Source organism: Thiohalocapsa sp. ML1 (genome assembly GCF_001469165.1).
In the GTDB taxonomy this organism is placed as follows: Bacteria; Pseudomonadota; Gammaproteobacteria; order Chromatiales; family Chromatiaceae; genus Thiohalocapsa.
This window is the reverse complement of the sequence record NZ_JABX01000063.1, coordinates 1-25,264: the sequence shown is the minus strand read 5'-3', so window position 1 is coordinate 25,264 and position 25,264 is coordinate 1. Positions and strand designations below refer to the sequence as shown.

21 protein-coding genes are annotated in these 25,264 nt (G+C 66.4%); 10 read left to right on the top strand and 11 right to left on the bottom strand.

The annotated features are described in order from the left end of the window. From ML01_RS24480 to ML01_RS29355, 7 genes are all read left to right on the top strand, one after another. Window positions 1–1,456, top strand: a 1,456-nt coding sequence (locus tag ML01_RS24480) for a nuclease-related domain-containing DEAD/DEAH box helicase (protein ID WP_058558004.1), incomplete at its 5' end; no start/stop codon positions are given. Window positions 1,457–1,697: 241 nt separating this feature from the next. Beyond that, on the top strand, window positions 1,698–3,206 hold the full coding sequence (locus tag ML01_RS24475; protein WP_058558003.1) for a Mur ligase family protein: 1,509 nt from the start codon (window positions 1,698–1,700) through the stop codon (window positions 3,204–3,206). After that, on the top strand, window positions 3,203–4,126 hold the full coding sequence (locus ML01_RS24470; RefSeq protein WP_058558002.1) for a hypothetical protein: 924 nt from the start codon (window positions 3,203–3,205) through the stop codon (window positions 4,124–4,126). The genes ML01_RS24475 and ML01_RS24470 overlap by 4 nt, the downstream gene beginning before the upstream one ends. 16 nt (window positions 4,127–4,142) lie before the next feature. Next, window positions 4,143–5,390, top strand: a complete 1,248-nt coding sequence (locus tag ML01_RS24465) for a dicarboxylate/amino acid:cation symporter (protein ID WP_082674639.1) — start codon at window positions 4,143–4,145, stop codon at window positions 5,388–5,390. A 102-nt stretch (window positions 5,391–5,492) separates the two neighbouring features. After that, the gene (locus ML01_RS24460) at window positions 5,493–6,647 is read left to right on the top strand and encodes an ATP-binding protein (RefSeq protein WP_058558001.1); all 1,155 of its coding nucleotides are present in this window, start codon (window positions 5,493–5,495) and stop codon (window positions 6,645–6,647) included. A gap of 74 nt (window positions 6,648–6,721) precedes the next feature. Continuing rightward, on the top strand, window positions 6,722–8,185 hold the full coding sequence (locus ML01_RS24455) for an McrB family protein (RefSeq protein WP_058558000.1): 1,464 nt from the start codon (window positions 6,722–6,724) through the stop codon (window positions 8,183–8,185). Beyond that, window positions 8,182–9,576 (top strand): hypothetical protein, encoded by a 1,395-nt coding sequence (locus ML01_RS29355; RefSeq protein WP_156427978.1) that lies wholly within the window; start codon window positions 8,182–8,184, stop codon window positions 9,574–9,576. The genes ML01_RS24455 and ML01_RS29355 overlap by 4 nt, the downstream gene beginning before the upstream one ends. 116 nt (window positions 9,577–9,692) lie before the next feature. On the opposite strand, the gene ML01_RS24445 is transcribed toward ML01_RS29355, so the two are convergent. From ML01_RS24445 to parE, 5 genes are all read right to left on the bottom strand, one after another. Further along, window positions 9,693–10,736, bottom strand: a complete 1,044-nt coding sequence (locus tag ML01_RS24445) for an ATP-binding protein (RefSeq protein WP_371258246.1) — start codon at window positions 10,734–10,736, stop codon at window positions 9,693–9,695. Further along, window positions 10,657–11,097 (bottom strand): PAS domain-containing protein, encoded by a 441-nt coding sequence (locus tag ML01_RS31540; RefSeq protein WP_371258245.1) that lies wholly within the window; start codon window positions 11,095–11,097, stop codon window positions 10,657–10,659. Before ML01_RS31540 ends, ML01_RS24445 begins: the two co-directional genes overlap by 80 nt. A gap of 159 nt (window positions 11,098–11,256) precedes the next feature. Further along, window positions 11,257–12,717 carry a PAS domain S-box protein gene (locus ML01_RS24440; RefSeq protein WP_156427977.1) on the bottom strand — a complete coding sequence of 487 codons (1,461 nt, stop codon included), beginning with the start codon at window positions 12,715–12,717 and terminating at the stop codon, window positions 11,257–11,259. Window positions 12,718–12,866: 149 nt separating this feature from the next. Beyond that, window positions 12,867–13,982: an FIST N-terminal domain-containing protein gene (locus ML01_RS24435; protein WP_058557996.1), complete on the bottom strand. Its 1,116-nt coding sequence runs from the start codon at window positions 13,980–13,982 to the stop codon at window positions 12,867–12,869. Window positions 13,983–14,214: 232 nt separating this feature from the next. Next, on the bottom strand, window positions 14,215–16,101 hold the full coding sequence (gene parE / locus ML01_RS24430) for a DNA topoisomerase IV subunit B (protein WP_058558006.1): 1,887 nt from the start codon (window positions 16,099–16,101) through the stop codon (window positions 14,215–14,217). 127 nt (window positions 16,102–16,228) lie between these two features. On the opposite strand from parE, the gene ML01_RS24425 reads away from it, so the two are divergent. The 3 genes from ML01_RS24425 to folE2 all read left to right on the top strand — a co-directional run bounded on the left by ML01_RS24425 (window position 16,229) and on the right by folE2 (window position 18,509). Beyond that, window positions 16,229–16,531 (top strand): exodeoxyribonuclease VII small subunit, encoded by a 303-nt coding sequence (locus ML01_RS24425; protein ID WP_058557995.1) that lies wholly within the window; start codon window positions 16,229–16,231, stop codon window positions 16,529–16,531. Between the two features lie 31 nt (window positions 16,532–16,562). Continuing rightward, window positions 16,563–17,456, top strand: coding sequence for a (2E,6E)-farnesyl diphosphate synthase (gene ispA, locus ML01_RS24420; protein ID WP_058558005.1), 894 nt, complete (start codon window positions 16,563–16,565; stop codon window positions 17,454–17,456). A 228-nt stretch (window positions 17,457–17,684) separates the two neighbouring features. Further along, window positions 17,685–18,509 carry a GTP cyclohydrolase FolE2 gene (gene folE2, locus ML01_RS24415; protein ID WP_058557994.1) on the top strand — a complete coding sequence of 275 codons (825 nt, stop codon included), beginning with the start codon at window positions 17,685–17,687 and terminating at the stop codon, window positions 18,507–18,509. Window positions 18,510–18,624: 115 nt separating this feature from the next. Here folE2 and ML01_RS24410 read toward each other — a convergent pair whose 3' ends face one another. The 6 genes from ML01_RS24410 to ML01_RS24395 all read right to left on the bottom strand — a co-directional run. Beyond that, complete coding sequence (locus ML01_RS24410) at window positions 18,625–18,918, bottom strand: PqqD family protein (protein WP_058557993.1); 294 nt, start codon at window positions 18,916–18,918, stop codon at window positions 18,625–18,627. Then, complete coding sequence (locus ML01_RS31535) at window positions 18,915–19,373, bottom strand: lasso peptide biosynthesis B2 protein (RefSeq protein ID WP_082674638.1); 459 nt, start codon at window positions 19,371–19,373, stop codon at window positions 18,915–18,917. The genes ML01_RS24410 and ML01_RS31535 overlap by 4 nt, the downstream gene beginning before the upstream one ends. Before the next feature lie 186 nt (window positions 19,374–19,559). Then, window positions 19,560–20,219 (bottom strand): hypothetical protein, encoded by a 660-nt coding sequence (locus ML01_RS29350; RefSeq protein WP_156427976.1) that lies wholly within the window; start codon window positions 20,217–20,219, stop codon window positions 19,560–19,562. Between the two features lie 179 nt (window positions 20,220–20,398). After that, on the bottom strand, window positions 20,399–21,370 hold the full coding sequence (locus ML01_RS29345) for a hypothetical protein (RefSeq protein ID WP_156427975.1): 972 nt from the start codon (window positions 21,368–21,370) through the stop codon (window positions 20,399–20,401). A 509-nt stretch (window positions 21,371–21,879) separates the two neighbouring features. Next, window positions 21,880–23,577, bottom strand: a complete 1,698-nt coding sequence (locus ML01_RS29340; protein WP_162268097.1) for an asparagine synthase-related protein — start codon at window positions 23,575–23,577, stop codon at window positions 21,880–21,882. 223 nt (window positions 23,578–23,800) lie between these two features. Next, window positions 23,801–25,264 (bottom strand): ATP-binding cassette domain-containing protein (locus ML01_RS24395; protein ID WP_058557990.1); only part of this gene is annotated, 1,464 nt, incomplete at its 5' end.

The following is a 25,264-nucleotide window of genomic DNA, read 5'->3' as shown; positions in this document are numbered from 1 at the left end:
TAAGCGCTTCGGCGAGATCGATTTCGTCATCGTCGGCCGGCCGGGCCTCTACGTGCTGGAGGTCAAGGGCGGCGGTATCGCCTGCCACCGCGGCGTCTGGACCACGACCAATCGCAACGGGGCACGCGAGACCCTGCGGGAGAGTCCGTTCCGACAGGCGGAATCGGCGCTGCACGCGCTGCGACGCCGGCTGGAGGCGCAGCTCGGCGCCGGAGTCATCGTCCGATTTCCGATCGGCTATGGCGTCCTGTTTCCGGACTGCGACTGGGACACCGCCGGTGCCGAATGGGATCGCGCCGTGCTGGCCGATGCCCGCGCGCTGCGCAACCCCGAGCGCTGGCTCGGCGGGCTGTTCCACCACTGGCAGGAGCGCGACCGGCAGACCCGCGGCGGACCGCGACCCGAGCTCGACCCGCCGGTGAGCGCCGACGCGGTCAAGGCGATCGTCGACTTCCTCCGCCCCGAGGTGGAGGTTGGCGTGCCGCTGCACGTGCGGGTGGCGGAGATCGCCGATCGGGTCAGCGCCTTCACCGAGGATCAATTGCGCCTCATCGATGCCGTCGCCGACAACCCGCGCATCCTGTGCAGCGGCGGTGCCGGCACCGGCAAGACCTTCCTCGCGCTGGAGCTGGCGCGGCGCTGGGCCGCCGACGGCGCGCGGGTTCTGCTGGCCTGTCAGTCTCCGTGGCTGCGGCATTGGCTGGCCGAGCGCTTTGCGGTGCCGAACCTGACCGTGGCTCTGGCCGAGAAGGCGGCGACAGCGGCACGCAGGGCCGGGGTCGAGCGCTTCGACGCGCTGATCGTCGATGAGGGGCAGGATCTGCTGCGGCTCGACCTTCTGGACCCGCTGGACCGAGCGCTCGCCGGCGGGCTGGAGCGGGGCCGCTGGTGCCTGTTTCACGACCGCAACAACCAGGCAGGTCTGTTCGGCCCGGCGGAGCCGGAGGCGCTGGCGCTGTTGGAGGGCACCGGACCGGCCCGTTTGCGGCTCACCACCAACTGCCGCAACACCCGCCAGATCCTGGAACTGGTGCAGACCTGCCTCAGCGCCGACATGGGTATGCGTGGCAGCGGCGACGGACCCGCGGTCGTCAGCCACCAGGCTCGCGACGAGGCTGAGGCCGTTGCGCGGCTTGCGGGCGAGATCGAGCGGCTGACCGGATCGGGTGGGCTCGCACCGAAGGAGATCACCATCCTGTCCCCACGGCCCTTTGCGGACTCCACGGCCGCCCGCCTGCCATCTGGCCTGGCGGGCAGCATCGTCGTGCTCGACGAATACGCACTGCGGGACTTTCCGCCCCCGGCGCTCAGCTTTGCCGGGATCGCCGCCTTCAAGGGCCTGGAAAACGAGGCCGTGGTCGTCATCGACCTGCCCCCGCCGACCGTCCCAACCACGTTGCACTATGTCGCGCTGAGCCGCGCCAGGAGCTGCCTTAGTCTGATCTACAATGGATGAATCTGCCACGTAACGGCCTGTCTGCTGACCACGGACGGACACGGGGGTGCGCGCTCGCACTCGGACAACGCTTGAGCCTGTTGCGCTCAACGGCTGATTTTCGATCTCGATCGCGACCTCGGAAAAGGGGCGGCTGAACCTGAGCGTCGGGGAGTCTGTGTCCGGATACTGCACAAATGCCTCGTAAGCCGGGTCAGGCGAACTAGAATGCCCCGGCGTTTACCCTTAATCCGAATCGAGCATGCCCTCATCCCCTGCCGTTCCAGCCGCAGACCCGCACCTGGCGCAACAGGTTGCCCGTGCCTTCGCCGATATCGACTGGGATTGGCAGGCACTGCCGCAGGGCTTCGAGCCCGCGGCACTCACCGATATCCAATGGCGCTCCGATGCCTGCGGCGCGGGCTCCGTGCTGTGCTTTCAGCGCTTTGACGGCGGTCCGGCCGATGCCGAGCTGTATCGGCGCTACCTCGCGGGCAAGCCCTTTGCGCTCCTGGTGACGAACCGCGCGCTGGACTGCTTCGATGCGCTGCGCGCGGACGGCAAGGCCATCTGCGTGGCGCGGCCCGGCGCATACGGGCGGGCCGTCGCGCGCCTCTGCGATGCCTTCTACCCGCTGCCCGCCGGGCACTGGCGCATCGCCGCCGTCACCGGCACCAACGGCAAGACCACCACGGTGAAGTACCTGGAGGCGCTGCTCGCTGCCGCCGGCGAGCGGGTGCTCAGCGTCGGCACGCTCGGGCTCGCGCTGAACGGCGTGGACCAGGGCGTCACGGGCTTCACATCGCCGCCGCTGGTGGAGCTGCGCCGGCTGCTCGCGGCCTATCAGGATCGCGCCGACGTCCTGGTGACGGAGGCATCGAGCCACGCGCTGGAGCAGGAGCGGCTCGCGGGGCTTGGCTTCGACGCCGGGGGCTGGACCAACTTCTCGTTGGATCATCTCGACTATCACGGCACCGAGGACGCTTACTTTTCGGCCAAGGCGCGCATCCTGGGGCAGCTCGGCGACGGCGTGCCGCTCTATGTCGGCAGCGATGCGGTGGCCCGGCGCCTGCTACGCGAGCATCCCGGCGCGCCGGTGCGGCTGCTGGCGCCCGAGCCGCTGCCCCAAACGGTCCTTGCCGAGCGCCCCTTCCTCGCGCTCGCCTACAACCAGGCCAACTATGCGCTGGCGCTCGCGCTCGCCGAGCAGTTGCTTGGCGACGACAGCGGACGGCTGCCGAACGAGCCCTGGCGCGTGCTGAGCGACGTTGACGGCCGCTTCGAGACCTTCGTGCACGGCAACCGCACCGTTGTCGTGGACTTTGCGCACACACCGGATGCGCTCGACAACGTGCTGCGCGCCATCCGCGAGGCCTTCCCGGACGCCCGGGTCACGACGCTGTTCGGCTGCGGCGGTGATCGCGACCGCGGCAAGCGCCCGCTGATGGGCGCCGCGGTCGCCGCGCACTCGGACCACGCCATCGTGACCTCGGACAACCCACGCTTCGAGGACCCGCTCGCCATCATCGATGAGACCGTCGCCGGCATGGCCGACTGCGCCGCAGCACCCGAGATCATCGTCGACCGAGCCGAAGCCATCCGCGCGCTGTTCGACCGCCTCGCCGCAGCGCCGGCGGACGTGCTTCAAGTCGCGCTCATCGCCGGCAAGGGCCACGAGCGCTACATCGACCAACAGGGCACTAAGATCGACTACAGCGACCAGGACGAGGTGGCGCGGAACTTCGCGCGGCTCGGCTGGGGCGGCGCATGAAGGCGGCCATCGCAGCCTGTCTCGCCGTGCTCGTGCTCGTGCTCGCCGGCTGCGCGGGCGGGCAGCGCGGCGGCATCAGCATCACCGAGTGCATGGACCCCGCCGATGCCCGCTCCGCGGACGTGCGGCGCAACCTGGCCAAGCTCCGCGGCGCGCCGGTCTGCTATCGCCGGCAGGAGGTGCGCGAGGGCGACTTTCACTGGGTGTTTCACATCCTGGAGCACACCAAGACGCCGGACGGACCCTTCTGGGTGCTGCCGCACGACAACGAGAACACCGCGTTCGACGCCGGCGTCGAGGCGCTGCTCGCCTACGGCGGGGGGCTACTCGCCGTAGATGCGGGCGGCGCGCGCAACTTCCGCGGCCAGGACCCGAACCGCAACTTCAGCACCACCGCGGTCGAGGCCCGGCTCTGCCGCGCCAAGCGCCGGCCGGCGCCGCGCTACACCCGCGCCATCCTGGCCCATTACGAGGGCCGCAAGACGCCCTACCTGGCGCTGCACAACAACAGCAACGGCCATGCGCGCAATGGCGGCAACGGCAACCTGTCCATGCAGCTCACCGGGCCCTACCTCACGGCGCGGCACGGCGCGCGGGTCGGCAGCGCGGCGCTGCGCGACGAGGACAACCTGGTGGTGGTCGCGGGCCCGCGACCGCTGCGCGCGGACGCGGTGCTCAACCGGCGCGTCGCGGCGCTGAACCGCGCCGGGCTCAACGTGCTGCACAAGGAGGTCACGGCGACCAACTTCGACTGCTCGCTGTCGGACTACCTCGCCAGGCACCGCCTGGGCGAGTACTACAACATCGAGGCCGAGCACGGCGCCCGCGCCGCCCAAACGGAGATGATCGACCGGCTCTTAGCCGTGCTCGGCATCGCGCCGCTGCGGCCAAAGCAGCGCGCCAACCCATTCTTGGAGTGAGCACGGCCGGCCGCCAATGATCTGGAAGACGCTCTACTCGACACCCACCGCGCTCGTGCTCGGCCTGCTCGCGGCGCTGCTGCTGCCGGCGGGGGCGCCCTACGTGGCCTGGCTCGGGGAGATCTTCCTCGCGCTGCTGAAGGTGCTGATCCTGCCGCTGATCCTGTTCTCGATCTTCGCGGCGCTGGCGGGCGGCGCCGATCTCAAGCGCCTCGGCACGCGGACTCTGGCGTTCTATCTCGTCACCTCCGCCGCCGCGGCCATCGCCGGCACGCTGCTCGGCTGGGCCTTCTCGCGCGGCGTCGCGCCGGGGCTCCTGAACCTGGAGCAGGTCGGCGCCGACGGCGCCGGCTTCAGCGTCGCGGCGCTGATTGCGAGCTTCGTGCCCAGCAACCTGTTCGCGTCGCTCGCGGACGGCAACATCCTGCACGTGGTGGTCATCGCCAGCTTCGCGGCGCTCGCCTCCCGCGGGCTGCCGGCGGCCGAGCGCGGGCTCCTGCACGACGGCGCCGAGGCCGTCAACGCGCTGCTGATGCGCATGCTGTCGCTGCTCTTGGCCGTCGCGCCCGTCGGCATTGCGGCGCTCGTCTACGGCAGCCTCGCGGACATGGACTGGGCCGGGGTCTTCGCGCTGCGGCCCTTCGTCTGGGCCGTGGCCGCCGCTGCCGTGCTGCACGCCGGTATCGTCCTGCCGGTGCTGCTGTGGCTCGGCAGCGGGCGGGCGCCGCTGCGGTTTCTGCGCCAAGTGCGCGCCGCGCTGGCCACGGCGCTGGCGACGGCATCCAGCTCCGCCACCTACCCCGTCTCCAAGCGCGTGCTGGAGGAAAACGCCGGTGTGGACCCGCGCACCACCAGCTTCACGCTGCCGCTGGGGGCGACGCTGAACATGGACGGCTCGGCGCTGTATCAGTCCATCCTATTGATCTTCATGGCTCAGCTTGCCGGCGCGGAGGTCAGCTTCGCGCAGGCGGTGCTCATCGTGCTGCTGACCATGGCGTCAAGCGCCGGCACCGCCGGCATCCCCGGCGGCGGCATCGCGATGATGGCCTTCATGCTCGACCTGCTCGGGCTGCCGCAGACGTATCTGGCGCTGTATCTGGTCGTGGATCGCTTCTTCGACTATCCCATTACGGCCCTGAACGTCTGGGGCGACTTGGTTGTCGCGGCGGTGGTGGATGCCGACTGCGAGCGCCAGAGCGCCGACGGCGCAGATGCAGAAGAAACCGTCGAAGCATCCGCGCCGATGTCGTCATCGTCGTCGTGATTCGGATGCTGCACGACAGGGAACACGTCAAGACAACGACATCTACGCCGAAACAACGATTTACAAATTGCAGATCCCACCTTCAATTTGTAAGATCGCGCGATGATCCCGCGACGAGCCATGGCCACCGCGACGCGCTTGGCGCAGGGCTTTCCGATCTTGACGATCACGGGGCCGCGTCAGTCCGGCAAGACGACGCTGGCCCGGGCGCTGTTCGCAGAGCGCCCTTATGTGTCGCTCGAGAACCCGGAGCAGCGCGAGTTTGCAACCACTGATCCGCGCGGCTTCTTGGCGCGTTTCAGGCACGGCGCCGTCATCGACGAGGTCCAGCATTGCCCCGATCTCCTGTCCTATCTGCAAGGGATTGTGGACGAGCACCGCCGCATGGGCGAGTTTGTTCTGACCGGCTCACAGCAATTCGGCTTGATGTCGCGGATCACCCAGTCGCTCGCGGGGCGTGTCGGGCGCGTCGAGCTTTTGCCCTTCTCCATCAGTGAGCTGGCGGGCGCCGGTCTATTGCCGCAGGACCTGGATGAGCTCTTGTGGCGCGGCGGCTATCCTGCCCTCTACGATCGCCCGCTGGCGCCGGATGACTGGTTTCCGAACTATGTCGCAACCTACGTGGAGCGCGACGTCCGCCAGCTCCTTGCGGTGCGCGATCTGAGCCTGCTTCAGCGCTTCGTCAAGCTCTGTGCCGCCCGCACGGGACAATTGCTGAACCTCTCCGCGCTGGCGAACGATTGCGGCATCTCCCATACCACGGCGCGAGAATGGCTCACGGTGTTGGAGGCGAGCTATCTCGTGTTCCGCATGCCGCCCTATCATCGCAATTTCGGCAAACGCCTGGTGAAGACGCCGAAGCTCTATTTTCTGGATACGGGCCTCGCCGCGGCCCTGCTCGGCATCAGGGACGCGGCGACCCTGAACCTGCACCCCCTGCGCGGCGCCCTGTTTGAAACCCTCGTCGTCGGCGAGCTAATCAAGCAGCGCTTCAACGACGGCAAGCCGGCCGAGCTCTATTTCTGGCGCGACAACACCGGCAACGAGGTGGATGTCGTCTTCGAGGTGGGCACCGAGCTTCAGGCCGTCGAGATCAAATCCGGCGCGACCCTGGTGCGTGACTGGCTCAAGGGGATCGCAAAATGGCAATCCTTGGCCGGCGCCGAGGCCCGATCGCCGTGGTTGATCTACGGCGGGGCTGATGCGTACCAGCGCGATGGCGTGCAGGTGATCCCGTGGTCGGCATTGGGCGGGTAGGCTTTCGCCGCGTTGCGCCTGGTGCGAGCAGAGATGTTACCGCCCGACCCCGGCGTTGATACAAGGACCAACTCATGAGTGCATTCAAAGAACTGGTCGGCGGGATGGCCCAGGGCCGAGATTGGCAATTGATGGGCGAGACGGCAGCCGTGCGCGAATTGCTCGAACGTGTCTACAACGAGCGCTATCATAGCGCGAAGCACTATGCCGCTGCGTATCAGCTTAGGATCAACTTGCAGATCAAGGACGACGCAGCCTCCTATGCGGGTTGGATCGCCGCCGAGAATCCAAGCTCGGGGCCTTATCAGGGTACTTCCTTTGCCTGGTTCCCGGGCAATCAGGGAAGCCTAGCGGTACTGGTCATCGGCACCAATGGGTTCGGGGGTGATAGTCATATTCTCGGGCGACCTGGCCATCGCCGCCGGCTAAAGGCGCTCTCGCGACTCCACCGGGGCACCATTTGGGTCAAACCTGACCTTCTGGATATTGCAACGGACGTTCCAAGCGCCCTCTGGGAGGCGTGGCCGGACATACCGGCAGCGCGCAAGGCATATAGCCGAGTCATTTATGCCGCAACGCCGGTCAGGTCCCTCGCCGACGCTGAGCGCGTCGCCGATGTGCTTGACCTGTTCTTCGACGAGCACAACACACCCTTGACCGGCAAGCCCAACGAGCGCTGGCAGCAACGCACGCAAGCAATCGCCGGTGCGATATTCCCGCCGACGGACGAAGACACTGCGCTTAAGCTCCTGCGCGAACGCCGGTTCATCATCCTGGAAGGACCTCCTGGCACTGGCAAGACCCGCCTGGCATGGCGTTTAGCGGATCGAGTCGGGTCGGCGACGCGCATCCAGTTTCATCCAGCGCGCACCTATGAGGACTTCGTGGTGGGGCTTTTCCCGCGCCCCGTCGACACCGGCCTGGCCTTCGAAGTGCGTCCGGGCGACTTGCTCGCGGCCAATCGCGCCGCCGCGGATCAGGAACACGTTCTGGTCATTGATGAGATTAACCGCGCCGACCTCGGTCGCGTCCTCGGCGAGGCGATCCTGCTGTTCGAGTCTGGAGAGGCCCAGCGAGCAGTGAGGCTCCCGCATACACCAGATGGGTATGCGCCGCTGCTGACGTTGCATCCGAACCTGCGCGTCGTGGCGACGCGCAACACTGCGGACCGCTCCATCGCGCGCATGGACCTCGCCATCCGGCGCCGCTTCGCCTTCGTCGAGGTCTGGCCGCAACTGCATGTGGTCGAGCAGCAAGGGGTCGAGTTCGCCAGTAGGCTGTTCGCCGACATGGTCTGGACCTTCGCGGAGTATGCCGACGAAGACACACTCCGGCTGATACCCGGGCACGCGTACTTCCTCGATCCGCGGCCGGACCTGCCGCAAGCTGATCGTCCTGGTCGGGTAGCATCGCGACTGCGGTTGGAGCTGTTGCCGTTGTTGCGGGACTACCTCGATGAGCGACTCTGCGGCGGAGCCACAGAAGCCATTGCCGGCTTCGCTGACCGCCTAGAAGCTGGCCTTTTGGAGCGATCATGACCCCGGCACCGACGCCGCGCAGTCGCAAGCGACGCGCACAGCCCGCGCTGAACGCATCACGGCCGCTGATCTCGACCACGGACCATGGCAAGAGCGTCTGGGTGAATGCGGCAACGCTCGGTGTGAGCGGCGATCGGTGGGTCGAGCCCTTTCTGGCAGCGAACGCTCCACAGCTAGACCGTCTCGGAATCAAGGCGAGCATCGATGCGCACGACCAACTCCGTGTCCGGCTCATGCCCGGAAGCCGAATCGGCGCCACGCCATTGCTATCCCCGGCAACACGCCGCGTCGTCGCCGGTCTGCTCGTCACACCGAGGTTCCGTTGGAGCGCGCTCGGCGCCGTACTCGGCGACATTGGCTTTGCACTGGAGCCCCAGGTTGGCGGTGCGCAAATGGTGCCGGGGTCAGCGCGTGCGGTCCCAACCTGGCTGCTCGCCGCGCCAGTACTGAGACGGCTCGAAGCCCTGCTTCGACAGCGCAAGCGTGGCTTCGTCGAACGCGAGGAAGAACGCGCTAGTCCACGCGGGCGGGTTGATTGGTCGGACTATGCGACCCGACGGCTTGCTACTGGACGCTGGGCAAGCCTGTTATGCCGTTTCCCAGACCCAGACGATGACCCAGACCTCGTTGCTACGGTCCGTTGGACGCTGAGACGCATCCAAGACGACCTCGAAAACCATCGCGACAGCGTTCCGGGAAGATTGCTTCGCCTGCGCGCGGCAGACCTCGAAGCCGAGATCGGTCCTGGCGCCAGCCGGCGGCCCAACGGTTGGGATCTGCCGGACATGGCTGGCATCGTTGCCGAGGCCAAGCAGGCCATGGGGTGGATCGCCGAGGAACGCGGCTTGGGAGGCGCGCACTCCTTAGATGGACTGAGTTGGGAATTGGCGATCGAACAGGTCTGGGAGGCTTGGGTCGATCACTTCATCTCCCTCTTGGCACCGCATTGCGGCTTAGTCCAGTTGCCCTCCGGCCAGACGGCCCGGAGCCTCAATTGGCGCACGGCTTTGGGGTCGATGCGTCGGCTTATCCCCGACAGCGGGCTATATGGCCCGAACAGAAGGATCTGGGTGGACGCCAAATACAAGGCACACCTGCAGCTCCTCGCCCATCAGGGCTGGTCGGGCCTCGGCGAAGATGTGCGTGACGCCCACCGCGCCGACCTGCATCAAGCCCTCGCCTACACGGCGCTCGACGACGCCGCACACATCGACTCCATCCTTGTCTATCCACAGGTCGACGCAGACTCCTCAATCGCCCCAGCGATCGCCACACTGCCCGCGGGGCGCAGAACCCTGAGGCTCATCCTGTTGGGGCTCCCGTTTGGCTTCCGGTCCGAAGTGCATCGGCAGCAGACGCTCGCACTTTGGCGCAACCTGTTGGTTGCCTGAGGGAGTCGCGTCGGCCGCGCGCCGAGCGCGGTCGCCCAAAATTGGCCCGGCACGGGCGGCCTGCCGCTGCACCAGCAACGCCCGCACAGCCCGCGGCCGGCGGCCGCCGGCGGCAATCATTCGCCGAGGACGGACTTGATCTCGTCCAGCCCCACCGGCTTGACAAGGTGTCGGTGAAAACCCGCCGCCTGCGCCCGTTGCCGATGCTCGTCCTGGCCCCAGCCGCTAATGGCCACGAGCCGGAAGCTGCGCTCGGGGTGGTCGGCACGGAGTCGGCGTGCGGTCTCATAGCCGTCCATGCCGGGCATCCCCAGGTCCATCAACACGTGGGTGGGCAGCCATTCCCGGCAGATGCGGATGGCCTCGGCGCCGTCGTAGGCGACCCGCATGTCGGCGTTCAGCAGTATCAGCAGATCGCGCAGGGACTCGGCGATGTCGCGATTGTCGTCCACCACTAGCACGCGCCGGCCGGGCGCAACCGCGGGCGCGGCCCCGGCGCCGGCCGGCGCCGCAGTCCCCGCGCTGAGCGGCAGGGACACGCAGAGCTCGGCCCCGCGGCCGGGCCCGTCGCTCTGTGCGGCAACGGTGCCGGCATGCATCTCGACCAGAGCGCGCACCAGCGACAGGCCGATGCCGAGCCCGCCGCTGCGGCCGTTCTGCACTTGCGAGAACGGCTCGAAGATCTGCGGGAGGCTTTCCGGAGCGATCCCGATGCCATCGTCGCCAACGCGCACCTGCACCTGCTCGGCGCGGCGCTCGGCCTGGACCCAAATGCGCCCGTCCTCCCCGGTGAACTTCGCGGCGTTGTGCAGCAGGTTGGCAAACACCTGCACGAGCCGGACGCGGTCGCCCTCGACCGGCAAGGGCTCCGGCGGCAGGCTCAGGCTGAGGCGCCGCTCGCCCCGGGAGACGTCGGCCTCGCTCATCTCCAGGGCGGACCGGATGACCTCGGCGAGGTCGAGGTGCTCCTTGTGCAGCGTGATCTTGCCGCGGCTGATGCGGGACACGTCCATGAGGTCGTTGACCAGATGCACCAGATGCGTGAGCTGGCGGTTCATCATGGCCAGCACGCGCGGGTCGTCATGGCCGCGCAGCAGCAAATCCAGCCCGGTGCGGATGGGCGCAAGCGGGTTGCGCAGCTCGTGGGCCAGGGTCGCCAGGAACTCGTCCTTGCGCCGATCGGCCTCCCGCAGGGCCGCCTCCGCCTGCCGGCGCGCGGTGATGTCCATGGCCGAGGGGATCAGGTGGGTGATGCGGCCGTCGCCGTCGCGCCGCGGCGCGAGCTGGAAGTCGATCCACATGCGCCGGTCCCCGGCGACCCGCACCGGCACGTCGAAGCGCACGACCTCGCCGTCGCGGGCGCGGACAAGCCGCTTCCCGCAGCCGTGCCTGGACCTCGGCGGAATAGCTCCACCAGTAGCAGTCCCAGAACGCTCGCCCCAGCACGTCCGCGGCGCTGATCCCGGCTGCCTCCAGCGGCGGCCGGTTGGCCTCCAGCACCGTGCCGTCCAGATCCAGCACGCCGACGAAGGCGAAGAGCTGATCCAGCAGGCGGCGCAGGAACTGTTCGCTCGCGCAGAGGGCCTGATGGGCGCGCGTCCGCTGGGTCACGTTGCGAAGCGTCTGGGCCGCGCCGATGGGCCGCCCCCGGTCGTCGTGGATCGGATTGAAATGGACCTCTTACACCGCGCGCCCCTGCGCGGGCGGTCCAAGCTCCATGGTGACGTCGAAGCGCTCCCCCGCGAGCGCCCGATCCCACAGTTGCCGGACCTTCTGTTGGTCCTCGGGCCAGGGGTCGAGCATCTCGACCATGCTGGTGCCGACCGCGAGGTCGCGACCCCACAGCCGCCGAAGCTCGCGCTGGTAGGCGGGGTTCACGAACAGGCAGCGGAGCTCGCCGTCGGCCGCGGCGATCATGTCCTCGGTCTCACCGGTGATGGCGCTGAGGAGGCCCGTGGCGCGCCGCAGCGCCGCCTCCGCCTGCTTGCGCTCGGTGACGTCGTGGCTGACCACCATGCCGGCGACGATGTCGCCGCGGTCGTCGGGGATGGGCACGTAGGACGATGCGAAGACGCGGCCCTTCTGCTCGGTCTCGAACTGCAGGGACTCCCCGGCCAGCACGCGCGGGCATCGCTCGGCCAGGATGCCGCAGGTCTCCGCATCCGTCGCCTCCCAGATGGTCTTGCCTTCCAGGTCTTCACGACGCCAGCCGAGGGACGCCAGGGCCGCCCCGTCCGCAACCCGGAAGCGCAGATCGCGATCGAGCACGTAGACGGCGCCGGCAGGAAAATGCCGCGCGATGGCGCGGTAGAGCGCCTCGCTTTCGCGCAGCGCCGCATCGACACGCTTGCGCTCGGTCACGTCGACAATGACGCCCGGGAACATCTGGCTGCGGCCATCGGCCCGGCCGCGGGCATGCATCCAGCGCACCTGACCGTCCGCATGCACGACCCGGTACTCGGCCTCGTAGGGCTCGCCCTGCGCGGCGGCGGCGGCGATGCCCGCTTGCACCCCCGCGCGGTCGTCCGGGTGGACGCAGCCGAGGAACCGCGACGCCGGCAGCTCCCGCTCCTCGCCGCCGAGGCCGAAGAGCCGCAGCAGGTTGGCGTCGGCGCGCACCAGATCGCGGCGCACGTCCCAGTGCCAGACGCCGACCTCGGTGGCCGTCAGCGCCACATCGATGCGCGCCTTGGCGCGGGCCAGCGCCGCTTCCGCCTCCTTCTGCGCGGTGACATCACGCAGCGTGACGATGGCGACATCCAGCTCGCCGTCGGTGCCGTGCACAGGCGTGCCGCCATAGGAGCCGATCCACGTGCGCCCGGTGTCGCGATGCCGGACCCTGACCTCGAAGCCGGTGAAGGTCTCCCCGCGCAGCGCCCGCGCGATGGGCCAGTCGCGGGTGTCGAGGGGCTGCCCGTCCATGTCCCAGAGCTCGAAGGTATCGCTCAGGTGGTGCAGGTGCCGGCGCAGCGAGTCCACGCTCTCGAAGCCGTGGATGGCCAGCGCGGCCGGATTCATATCGAGCAGGTTGCCGTGGGCATCGAAGATGACGAGCCCTTCGGTCATCTGCTGAAAGATGACCCGGCAGCGCGCGAGGGCCTGGAGAGATTCGCCGGCATCCGTACTCAATGGGGTAGTCACTGCGCCCCTTCGTTTACGGTTGGGCGTGGAATATCCATCCCGACTTCGATTTCGATCCCGATTTTGATTTCGAATTCGATCCTGACGAACGGCTGGCGGAGCTTGGGGGCCGGAGATTGCCACCCGCCCTCCCCCGCAGCGCCGATAACTCAGGTGAACAGCGTCAGCACGCCTGTGTAGCCGTAGAGGCGGTGCTGGAAGACCTCACCGTTGGCGTAGAAGCCGACGAGCGGAAAATCGCCGAGCTCGTCGCGGATCTGCAGCAACTCTGCCGAGCCCTCGCCGAACAGGTTCACACCGCGGCCCAGGCAGGAGACGTAGATGCCGCCCCGGGGCGGACCGTTGAGGCGGGACCTCAGGCTGGCGAGCATGCGGCTCAGGTCGTCGCGGGCGGTGGCGGCGTCGCGCCGGCAGAACATGATCTCCTGCCCCTCGGCAACCAAGTCGCCGACGGCCAGGAGCTTCTTGCTCTGGTCGACGCCGATGAGGTTGCGCACCAGGTAATCGCCGGTGTCGGAGCCGCGGATCGGCAGGCCGGCGAAGATGTAGCCGCCGACACGGGAGAGATCATTCGCCAGCTCCTCGCCGATGTCCTCGAAGAAGACGTCCAAGGCCGGGCGCTTGTCGATGCGCGCCAGCACGTTGCGCTCGGACTCGGTCACGGTGCGGTGGGGGCCGATGGGCGAGCAGCCCTGACTCAGGTTGGTCTGGATGCCGACGCTATCGGCGAACATGACGCCGGCAACCCCGCCGACGGCGGCGCCGTCCGCGACCACCCGCGCCGTGTCCCGCGAGCTGGCGAGCCCGCCCACGAGGAAACCCGTCTCGGTGCGGGCGGCGATGTCGCGGATCAGGTCCTCGGTGTGCGCGTTCGACGGGTCCGCGTGCACGAGCCCGATGAAGGGCTTCGCGTTCGGCCCGAGCCAATCCGTGAGCAGGTCGTCGAGCGGCGCCGTATTCTCGGTCAGCGGCGGAAAGACGCGGAAGGCCTCGGCGGGCAGGTCCGCGAGCATCGCGACAATGGCGGGCTCCTCGTAATACTCGACGCCGGTGGCGCAGACGCCGATGCCGACGGCGCCGACCCAGTGCGCGACGCCGGTGAGCTCGCGCAGGCGCGAGAGCACCGCGTCGAGATGGTCGCTGACCGGATCGGTGACGTACAGAAAGCCGAGACTGCCGGGCGCCCCGGCGAGGCCACCTGCCACCTTGGCGAGGGCCTCTTGCCAGTCGTCGGCGGTGGCGTGGGCGTATGGAAAAGGCATCATTTTTTGAAGGGTGAAGTTTGAAGTTGGAAGTTTGAAAGGGGAAAAGATGAAAGGGTGAAGTTTGAAGTTGGAAGTTTGAAAAGGGAAAAGATGAAAGTGTGAAGTTTGAAGTTGGAAGTTTGAAAGCGGGAGAGAAGGTCGATGACGCGACGGCGCGCAGCACCGCACGTTTCACACGTCAAACTTCACCCTTCAAACTTCACCCTTCAAACTTCACCCTTCAAACTTCTCTTCAAACTTCAGCAAGGTCTCCTTTCTCCTGCAGCCAGGCACGACGGTCGGCGGCGCGCTTCTTCGCGAGCAACATGTCCATCAAGGTGCCGCTCTCGTCGCCGGGTTCAACCGTGAGCTGCACCAGCCGGCGGGTGTCCGGGTGGATGGTCGTCTCGCGGAGCTGCGACGGGTTCATTTCACCCAAGCCCTTGAAGCGCTGCACGCTCACCTTGCCCTTCAGCTTCTCGGCGGCGATGCGGTCCAGGATACCCTTGCGCTCGGCGTCGTCCAGCGCATAAAACACCTGCTTGCCGACGTCGATGCGGTACAGCGGCGGCATCGCCACATGTACATGTCCCTCTGCCACCAGGCGCGGGAAGTGCTTGTAGAACAACGCGCACAAAAGCGTCGCGATGTGCGCGCCGTCGGAGTCCGCATCGGCCAGGATGCAGACCTTGCCGAACCGCAGCCGGCTCAGATCATCAGAGCCCGGATCGACGCCGATGGCCACCGCGATGTCGTGCACCTCCTGCGAGCCCAACACCTCCGCCGGGTCCACCTCCCAAGTGTTCAGGATCTTGCCCCGCAGCGGCATGATGGCCTGAAACTCGCGATCGCGCGCCTGTTTCGCGGAGCCGCCGGCGGAGTCGCCCTCCACCAGAAACAGCTCGCTGCGCTCCGGGTCGGTGCTGGTGCAGTCGGCGAGCTTGCCGGGCAGCGCCGGGCCCTGGGTGATCTTCTTGCGCGTGACCTTGCGCCCGGCCCGCAGCCGCGCCTGGGCGCCGGCGATGGCAAGCTCCGCGATGCGCTCGGCATCGGCCACGTGCTGGTTCAGCCAAAGGCTGAAGGAGTCCTTGACGATGCCCGACACGAAGGTCGCGCATTCGCGCGATGACAGCCGCTCTTTGGTCTGGCCGGAGAACTGCGGCTCCACCAGCTTCACGGACAGTATCCAGCTCGCCCGCGCCCAGACGTCCTCGGGCGCCAGCTTCACGCCCCGCGGCAGCAGGTTGCGGAACTCGCAGAACTCGCGCACGGCCTCGGTGAGCCCGGTGCGCAGCCCATTCACGTGCGTGCCGCCCTGCACCGTCGGGATCAGGTTCACATAGCTCTCGGTGACGAGATCGCCCTCCTCCGGCAGCCAGGTCACGGCCCAGGCGGCGGCCTCGGTGTCGCCCTCCATGCTGCCGATGAAGGGCGGCGACGGCACCATGGGCAGGTCCAGCAGGGCCTGTTGCAGATAGTCCGTCAGGCCGTCCGCATAGCACCAGGTCTGCTCCTCGCCGCTCGCCTCGTCGCGGAAGCGCACCTCCAGGCCCGGGCACAGCACGGCCTTGGCGCGCAGCAGATGCGTCAGCGGGCGGACGGCAAACTTGGGCGTATCGAAATACTTGGGGTCCGGCCAGAAGTGCAGCCGCGTGCCGGTGCTGGCGCGGCCGACGCTGCCGACCTCCTGCAGGTCGGACGCCTTGTCGCCACCGGCGAAGGCCATGTTGTACTCGCGGCCGTTGCGCTTGATCCAGACCTCCAGACGCTGCGACAGCGCATTCACCACCGACACGCCGACGCCGTGCAGGCCGCCCGAGAACCGATAGTTGCCGGCGCTGAACTTGCCGCCGGCGTGCAGCTTGGTCAGGATCACCTCCACGCCCGGCAGCCCCTGCTCCGGATGCATATCCACCGGCATGCCGCGGCCGTTGTCGGCGACCTCGCAGGAGCCGTCGGCGTGCAGCGTGACGTCGATGCGCGTGGCGTGGCCGGCAAGGGCCTCGTCGACGCTGTTGTCGATGACCTCCTGCGCCAGGTGGTTCGGGCGGGTGGTGTCGGTGTACATGCCCGGGCGCTTGCGCACGGGGTCGAGGCCGCTCAGGACCTCGATGGCAGAGGCGTCATAGGTGCCTTTCATCGGCGTCTTCAAGTCTCCCTCAGGCAGCACGGCCGTCGCGGCGTGGAGCCGGACGCGCAACGCTGCACGAATTCATCGCAAAACCGCGGTAAGCTACCGCAGCTTTGGTTGAGCGCACAAACTTAAGATGAGCCCCAGCAAGCCCAAGGCCGCCGCCACCACGGCTGCGGACACCCTCGCCGCCCCTGCCCCGATCACGGAGCCGCCGCAGTTCGAGCGCGCCATCGAGGAGCTCGAAGCCTTAGTGGACCGGCTGGAGGGCGAGGACCTCACGCTCGAGGCCTCGCTCGCGTTGTTCGAGCGCGGCATCGGCCTGACGCGCGCCTGCGAGCAGGCGCTCGACGCCGCCGAGCAGCGCGTGCGTATCCTCACCGAGCAGTCGGAGCAGGCGCAGCCCGAGCCCTTTCCGCCCGCGAGCGGTGCCGGCTGAGACGGCCGGCGACGACACCGCAAGCCTACACATGAGCCAAGACCAACTCGAACCGTTTATGCGCCGCTGTCGCGCGCGCATCGAGAGTGTCCTCGACCGCGCCCTGCCGGCCGCCGACACTGAGCCCAAGCGCCTGCACGCGGCCATGCGCTACGCCGTGCTCGGCACCGGCAAGCGCGTGCGCCCGGTGCTGGCCTACGCCGCCGCCGATGCCGCCGGCGTACCCTGGGACAAGCTCGACGCCCCCGCCGCCGCCATCGAGCTGATTCACGCCTACTCGCTCACCCACGACGACCTGCCGGCGCTGGACGACGATGACCTGCGCCGCGGCCGGCCCACCTGTCACAAGGCCTTCGACGAGGCGACGGCCATCCTGGCCGGCGATGCGCTGCAGACCCTGGCCTTCGGCGTGCTCGCCGAGGACACGCGCTCGGACCCGGCCGTGCGCATCCGCATGGCGGCGCTGCTGGCCGAGATCTCGGGCACCGCCGGCATGGTCGGCGGGCAGGCGCTGGACCTGGCCTCCGAGGGGCGGCAACTGGACCTCGCCGAGCTGAAGAACGTGCACCGCCACAAGACCGGTGCGCTGATCCGCGCCAGCGTCAACATGGCGGCGCTCGCGAGCGGCGCACTCAGCGGTGCGCAGACCGACGCGCTTGAGCACTACGCCGATTGCATCGGGCTCGCGTTTCAGATCCAGGACGATCTGCTGGACGTCGAGGGCGACACCGCCGTCATCGGCAAGGCCAGCGGCGCCGACGCGGCGCATGACAAGGCCACCTATCCGTCCCTGCTCGGCGTCGCCGCGGCCCACGCCGCCGCCGCAGAGCTGATCGACTCGGCCCTGGCCGCGCTCGGGCATTTCGATGCCGGTGCCGATCCGCTGCGGTGGATTGCACGCTACATCGTCAACAGGGATCACTGAGCCTGGCGCGCCAGGTTCGCCCCAAGGTCCGGCCGGACCTTTAGCGCCGGTCCGCCGTTTGCCCTGCCCAGCCCGATCCCCGATAATCGGCTGCAACACATCAGCTCCGGTGCCGCCGGTGCATATCCCGACGGTTTCCCCGTTTATTTCGGCAGATTCGCCGCAATTCTCCGCAGCGATCAATCGGCACCGCCGCTCAACAGTCACCGACTCCGAGGATGTCGTTTCATGGACTCACGGGTCTCCCCGCTCCCCAGCACCGCCGCCATCGCCGACGTCCAGGCGAGCGCGGACAGCCGGCGCATCGCCATCGACAAGGTCGGCATCAAAGACATCCGCCACCCGGTCAAGATCAAGGACCGCAGCGGCCATGAGCAGCACACGGTGGCGAGCTTCAACATGTTCGTGTACCTGCCGCACCACTTCAAGGGCACGCACATGTCGCGCTTCGTGGCCATCCTGAACGGCCATGAGGACGAGATCGGCGTCGGCACCTTCAAGCAAATGCTCTCCGAAATGGCCGAGCGGCTGGAATCCGAGGCCGGCCATATCGAGATGCGCTTCCCGTTCTTCATCAAGAAGCACGCGCCCATCACCGGCGTGCCGAGCCTGATGGACTACGAGGTGACGCTGATCGGCGAGATCACGGACGGCAAGCCGCACATGTCCATCAAGGTCGTGGTGCCGGTCACCAGCCTCTGCCCCTGCTCCAAAGAGATCTCCGCCTACGGCGCCCACAACCAGCGCGCCCACATCACCGTGCAGGCCCGCACCCGCGGCTTCCTGTGGATTGAGGAGCTAATCGAGATGGTCGAGGCCGAGGCCTCCTGCGAGCTGTTCGGGCTATTGAAACGCCCCGACGAAAAGTACGTCACCGAGCGCGCCTACGACAACCCCAAGTTCGTCGAAGACACCGTCCGCGACGTCGCCCGGCGGCTCAACGACGACGAGCGCATCAGCGCCTACGTGGTGGAGGCCGAGAACTTCGAGTCCATCCACAACCACTCGGCGTATGCGTTGATTGAGAGGGAGAAGGAAGCGGCGATCACATAGCGATTTTCGGCGCGCGGCGGCGCAGTCTGAGAATCAGGCCACTTCAGTATCGGCACGGACAAGGACGCGACGTTCTAACCGTATACGCTCGCAGCCTGTCCGTAAGAGCAGCCCACTACCCCCCGTCAGTGAGAATCGAAACGAGGCTCTTGACGAAGGCTTCCGTGTCTCGGCGCGCCGTCTCAATGTCTACGTCAAAGCTGCATACTAGCCGGTCCGTGAGCGCCTCAATCGTCGCATCACCATCCACCGCAGCGGCAAACAACGCCGCCCCCGTCGGCGACAAGGTCAACACGCGGTGGCCGGGCATATCCAAGACCACAGCACTGCCGTCAGGTAAGCGCGTCGCTTCTAGCTCACTCCCTTCGATGAGAGTCTGCAGTAGCTGGAAGACATCGTCGTCACTCATGGGAGTCTGTGAACAACCAGTTGCTTCGCCTCGAAATAGGCATGACCAACATCCGCCCCCCGTTCATCGGAAACGATAACGCCTCGACAACTGACCCAGGCATGCCCAAGGGCACGAGGTTCCCCGTCTCCGGGGTTCCCGCCGCTGAAGCCAATATGTATGAGAACGCCGGGGCGATCCGCGATCAGCACGCTAAGCGCAATGGCGCGCACCAAACACCCATCGTGGAACCAACGTGTCCTCGACAAACGCCGCGTAGCTCTACGGATACCGCACTTTGCTTGGGCAACCGTCAGGTCCGACGGAAGAAGGGCCTGCCGCGTAAGCCGTGTCAGCGCAGACTCCATCGTCACGCCCCGATAGACCGCCTGCGCGCCCAGCAACAACCGGATGGCCCCTAGATAAGCCAACACGTCCGGGATCGTCCTGCGACAAGGCTGTCTAGGAGCGCCCATTCACATGCCTTTCAGCGCCAGCCGGTTGCTGGCGGAGCGCAGTGCAAGCGTGCATTGCAAGTGTTCTGCGGGCTCGCCTAGCCTCGATGGCGGTGCTACGGAGACACGTCCGCAGCACGGCACCGCCCGCCCCCATCACGAAACCAGCGCAAACAGACGTGCGAGCCCCAGCGGCTAAGCCGGCGTCTACTGGTCGCCAATGTTACCAAGCCGCTGCCGAGTGATTCGAGAACCGAACAGCCCCCCGAGCCCCGCCAGCATCAGCAACGCCGTAGGCGCCACAGGCACCTCACCATTGAGTTGGAATGCCATGTCCGTCGGGAACGCAATGAGCGGTCCCGTACCATTCAATCGTCCGACCGGCATGTTACCAAAGGTCGAGCTGCTGTATCGCCACCCGAAGGTGCCTGTGGCCTGCGCCTGCGCGAACTGAATGCCAAACCAATATCGAACATCGGGAATCAAGGCCACTGGGTCAGCGAGGTCGGCGTCCCATCGTTGAAATCCCTGCGCAGGTGTCGCGCCGACATCCGTCACAACGACATTCGCACCTGTGCCAGAGGCTACTAAAGGCCCTGGGGCACCGCTGACGTCGCGCCACACGAAATAGTCGAAAACCTGTGTAGCGGGAACGGTGCCAATAGTCCAAAACGACGTAGATTTGAGCGATGACTTTACACCACTAACTTCAAAGTCGTTGGCGATTTGTACCACGTTGGCCGTACCACCGATTCCGAGAGAGCCGCCCGTTGTGCCATCCGCGGGCATATTCTCAAACAACACCGTGCCACTGGCGGCCGTCGTAGCCAGCGCAAGAACGGGAGCCACAAGTAACGCTTTGTTCATTGGAGTGCTCTCAAGAAACTTTACAGATATCGGGAAGGGATACCGACCGCCATCACTTAGAAGCAAGACGCGCGCCAAAGCCTGCAAGCGCTTGACCGTAAGCTTTTTCTCTCTAATGGCAGCACGGCGATCGAGCGAACGAGCGAGGAACTGTAAAAAATACTGACACTACGAATCCGTCATTGGGATGCCGCCGATTCCAGCTGACGCAGCAACTGATGCATCACTTCGACTGGTCGAGTAAGCAAGGTCTGCGGGCATTGCAGACGATACGCAGGCACAACCGACGCCAGCCGAAGTGCGGTTTCAGACGAGGGGAGACTAGCAGTCAACGCCGATCGCGCAAGCCGTACACTAGCCGCGACGAGGGCTGCGAGCGCTTCCGCCTGACATACAGGCTCGACAGTGACCCGACTCGGCGGGTGAGCGCGATCAAGGATCAGCATGTGCGTTGGCGTGGCATTGGAGATGAATGCCTCAGGCGCCACCGCCCGCGCCAGCGCTTGCTTGCCCTTACGGGCAGGCCCCTGTTCTGCCAGCACTCCCGCGTAAAATCGCGGCAACAGCCTGCACGCCGCGTCACTAAAGTAGGCGTCTGGTCGGCCAGCGTAAATCAGATGCGAATCGGGAGCGGCCGCGGTGACGATCACCATGTCATCGGAAATCAACCGCCCCGAAGCGGCCAGCGCTCCCGCACACAAAGCGGACTTGCCAGCTCCGCTGTCTGCGATCACCAGCGCACAAACCTTTCCAAGGAGAAAACATGCCGCGTGCACGAAAAAGCATCCGCGAGCGCCAAGAACGTACGAAATTCCGGCGCCAAGAGCCCCGGACAGATGGTATCGACCGAATGCGGACGGCGTCACGGACACAGACCCGCGGTTGCGCTCCAGGCGAGCTAGACCATCTGACGTGAATGCCTCAACGTCGCCGCTGCCCAAACAGAACACCCAAGTACCGGGGCTAAGCGCGCCCAGTTCGCAGACCAAACTGCGGCTGAGAGTCCCGCGCCGCAGCCTCACAAAGGGCTCGACAGGCGGCCAAGCAACCTCACTAAAAACGCCGCCGAGGAAGCCCAGCGCTCCGCGCAGAGCGCCGGTGTCGCCACCGACGAAATCGACGAAAACACCGGCGTGGAAGGTGTAGCGCAAAGTCTCGCCACGACCGCGCAACTTCAACGTCCTCGTCAACTCCCGCCGCTGCCACCAAACGCATCATTGCCCTTCGGCGGAACACTCACACGCACCGCCTCGTGGAGTGGCACACTCTTGACGACAGGCGGCTCGTATGGTAGGCGCGGATTCTTCCCTGGCTGGTCGGGCAGCAACCCGTAAGACGTAGTTTGTTCGTTCACGATGCGACACCTCGATAAGTTAAGTTTAATTGGATAGTGGGCACCACCGGGAGAACTGTCAAGTGTTCCGGCGCGGCCGGACGGCGAGACCCCGTCGAAAGTCGCCCCCTCGCGCGAAGGTTGCGCCCAACTATACCCCTCACAGAAGTTTCCGGGTTCTGGCGTTGCCAGATGCAGCGCGGGCTGGGGTCTCAGGATTATCGGTGGGGTTTGCGCGAAACGCGGCAAAGCCTGCCAAAACTCCCCCTACCTGTCCGCGCAGGCCCCCGAAAACCGCGAAACTCCAGCCGCTCAAACTCAGCGAGTCTATCCGGATGCCGCAACCCCGTATCTCCGCAGGTATCGTTCCTTGTAAACGAGGTTGACCAAAGGGTCGTCTACGCGCCCCATACGCCGCGCCTGCGCAAGAAGGTCGGCCAAGGCGTCCTTCGCCACGATGCCAACCTCCACCAACTTCCAATCGACTGGCGGCCCTAGATCCACCAAGAACCCCACAGAGCGCCCGCTCGGCACATCCTCCAGCTTGAGGTCCGACCAAGGTGGATCGGCGCCCAGCGCCTTAGCCGCACATCGCCGAAGAAGATCCTTCGGGTGCCTACCTCCATTCAGGACACGAGCGGGCACGCTGAATCCGAACTCCATAAACCCACGCCGCATGTACGGCGCAAAAAGATCCAACCCGAAGCGTTCCGCTAGTTGCTCGATGCGCTCAACGCCAATCCCGACGGCATGATGCTTCAGTGCCAGCCACTTGTGGCCGCGACCGTATCCTTCCTTGGCCCGCGTTCGATCAATACTTTCCCAAATGGCCGAAGCCAGGTTGTGCCATTCCGGACACAGCCAGTCTGGGGCACTTCGCAGCCGTTTCAGCCGATAAAGAGTCGAGCCAGGCGGTGCAACTGCAGCGCGCAGAAAGGCTGCCATACGTGCCGCCCGACCAGACTCGTGCGCGGAGTAAGGCCGAAACCGTAATGCATCAACAACTAAATTCAGGAGCCTGCCTGATCGCAGCTCATCTGCTGCATAGCAGCTTGGGGCACTCAACCAGCCTTCGGCCCCAAAGCCAATCACGATGCCGGTCTGTCGGTCTGCACGCATTCGCTCCGCAACAACATTGAATGTATATAATGTGGGCGCGAAAGGCATTCTATCGACATCACAAAGATTCGCCTCATCGTACGGTGCCGGATCGAGACCCGCCAACTCGACAAACGCTGCATTGGTCCGAGTCCGGAACAGAAGCGCCATCAGCGGCGAGCCCTGCGCGATATCCGCCGACGAACCGTAGAAAGAGTACGCCGAAAAGCGCTGCCGTGAGTCTTGAAATCTGTTAGCAACTGCCCACAGAAGCCCAGAGTCGTAACCGCCGCTCAACGCGAAGCCCGTAGCAGCAGGCAGTGAATCGACCTCCTTGACGATCAATTCCACGACTTGCGCAGCCAGATCAGTTTGGTCACGCATTGAGTAAGCTTGCAGCTCAGGCGGAGTCCAGTATTGCCCTACCGTGGATACATCGAATTTGTGTGGCGCACAAGCGTAGATGCGCGGCGACTCCAAGCGATCGATACCAAGGTACTCCGTCCGGTGCGTGTCCATTACCGGCATGCCGACAAGCAGGGACTGCACCACTTGTTCGAGATCCAACGTCTGCGAAAAGCCGCCTCCCGCCGCGACTTGCCTTACTTCACTTGCGAGAACCAGACGCTCGTCAGCTCGCGCGACGAACAGCGGTCTTGCCATTGATACACTGACAAACACATAAGTGATACCACTACCTCGGTGGTGGACCAGCGCACTGAAATCGCCGTCGATATTCTCAAGGCACCCAGCTCCGCCTGCGCGCCAAGACCGAGCAAGCAACGCGGCGCAGGACTGCTGCGAGCCCGTTGGAGTAGACAGCGAAGCGTCATACACGCTTCCATGACAGGCAACAACCAGGTCTGCGCTCTCGTATAACTCACTCTCGTGCGAACGACATTGGATACCAAAAGACCAGTCAGCCAAGTGGATGTACCGCAGCGTGCCGCGATGAGGTGCCCGAGCGCACATCGCGGATATTCGCTCCGACCGCTTCGCGAAAGGCTCTCGGGACTTAATGGCGAGGATGCCACCCATGTCTAGATCCCTTGGTTTCTTTAATCTCTTCGCCTACCGGCAGGATTAAAGATTAAGGATTAAGGTCATCCGCAAGGCGCGCCGCTATTTGGATTAACCGACAAAAAAATCGTCATCGCGCGCCGAGCGCCGCCACCACGGCCTCCTCCCGACGCGCCTCAAGCGCCTCCCAACGCGCATAGTCCGCGCCCAGCGCCGCCTCCAACTCGGCGAGCCGCGCCTGCACGGCCGCAAGCTCCGCGCCGCCGCCGCGGTACAGGGCCGGGTCGGCGAGGCGCTGTTGCAGGGCGGCCTGCTCGGCTTCCTGTTGCTCGATGCGCGCCGGCAGCTCGTCGAGGTCGCGCTGGTCCTTGTAGCTCAGCTTCTTCGCGGGCTTGGCGGGCTGCGGCTTGGCCGGCGCGGGCTTGGCCGTCGGCGGCATGCGCTTGTCGGCGGTGGGCGATGCGCTGGCGCGCTGCCGCAGCCAGTCCGACCAGCCGCCGACGTACTCATGCACCCTGCCCTCGCCTTCGAGCACCAGCGTGGAGGTGACGACGTTGTCCAGCAACTCGCGGTCGTGGCTCACCAAGAGCAGCGTGCCGTCGAAGCCGGCGAGGAGGTCTTCGAGCAGCTCCAGCGTCTCGGCGTCGAGGTCGTTGGTGGGCTCGTCCAGCACCAGCAAGTTCGCGGGCTTGGTGAACAGCCGCGCCAGCAAGAGCCGGTTGCGCTCGCCGCCGGATAGGGCCGCGACGGGCTGCTGCGCGCGGTCCGGCGTGAACAGGAAGTCCTTCAGATAGGACAGCACGTGCGTGCGCCGGCCACCGACCTCCACCGTGTCGCTGCCGCCGGCGACGTTGTCGCGCACGCTCCGGGCCGGGTCGAGCTGCGCCCGCAGTTGATCGAAATAGGCCACTTGCAGGTTGGTGCCGAGCCGGATGTTGCCGGCCTGCGGTTGCAACTGCCCGAGCAGCAGCTTCAGCAGCGTCGACTTGCCAGCACCGTTCGGGCCGACGATGCCGACGCGGTCGCCGCGCAGGATCAGCGTGTCGAGGCCGTCGATGACCGGCGCGGCGTTGGCGTCGTCGCCGTAGCCGAAGCGCACGCCCTCGGCCTCCACCACGAGCTTGCCGCTGCGGTCGGCGGCATCGACCCGAATGCGCGCGCTGCCGGGGCCGCCGCGGCGCTCGCGGAGCTCCGCGCGCATCGACTCCAGCGCCCGCACCCTGCCCTCGTTGCGGGTGCGCCGGGCCTTGATGCCCTGGCGGATCCAGGTTTCTTCTTCCGCAAGCTTCTTGTCGAAGCGCGCGTTGGCCAGGGACTCCGCGTGCCCGCGCTCGGCGCGACGACGCAGATAGTTGTCGTAGTCGCCGGGCCAGTCCGTCAGCTTGCCGCGGTCGAGCTCCAGGATGCGGGTGGCGAGGCGGCGCAGAAAGCGCCGATCATGCGTAATGAATAGGATGCTGCCGCCGAAGCCGAGCAGAAACTCCTCCAGCCACTCGATGGTGCCGACGTCGAGGTGGTTGGTGGGCTCATCCAGCAACAGCAGATCGGGCTCGCTGACCAGCGCGCTGGCCAGCATGACGCGTCGGCGCAGCCC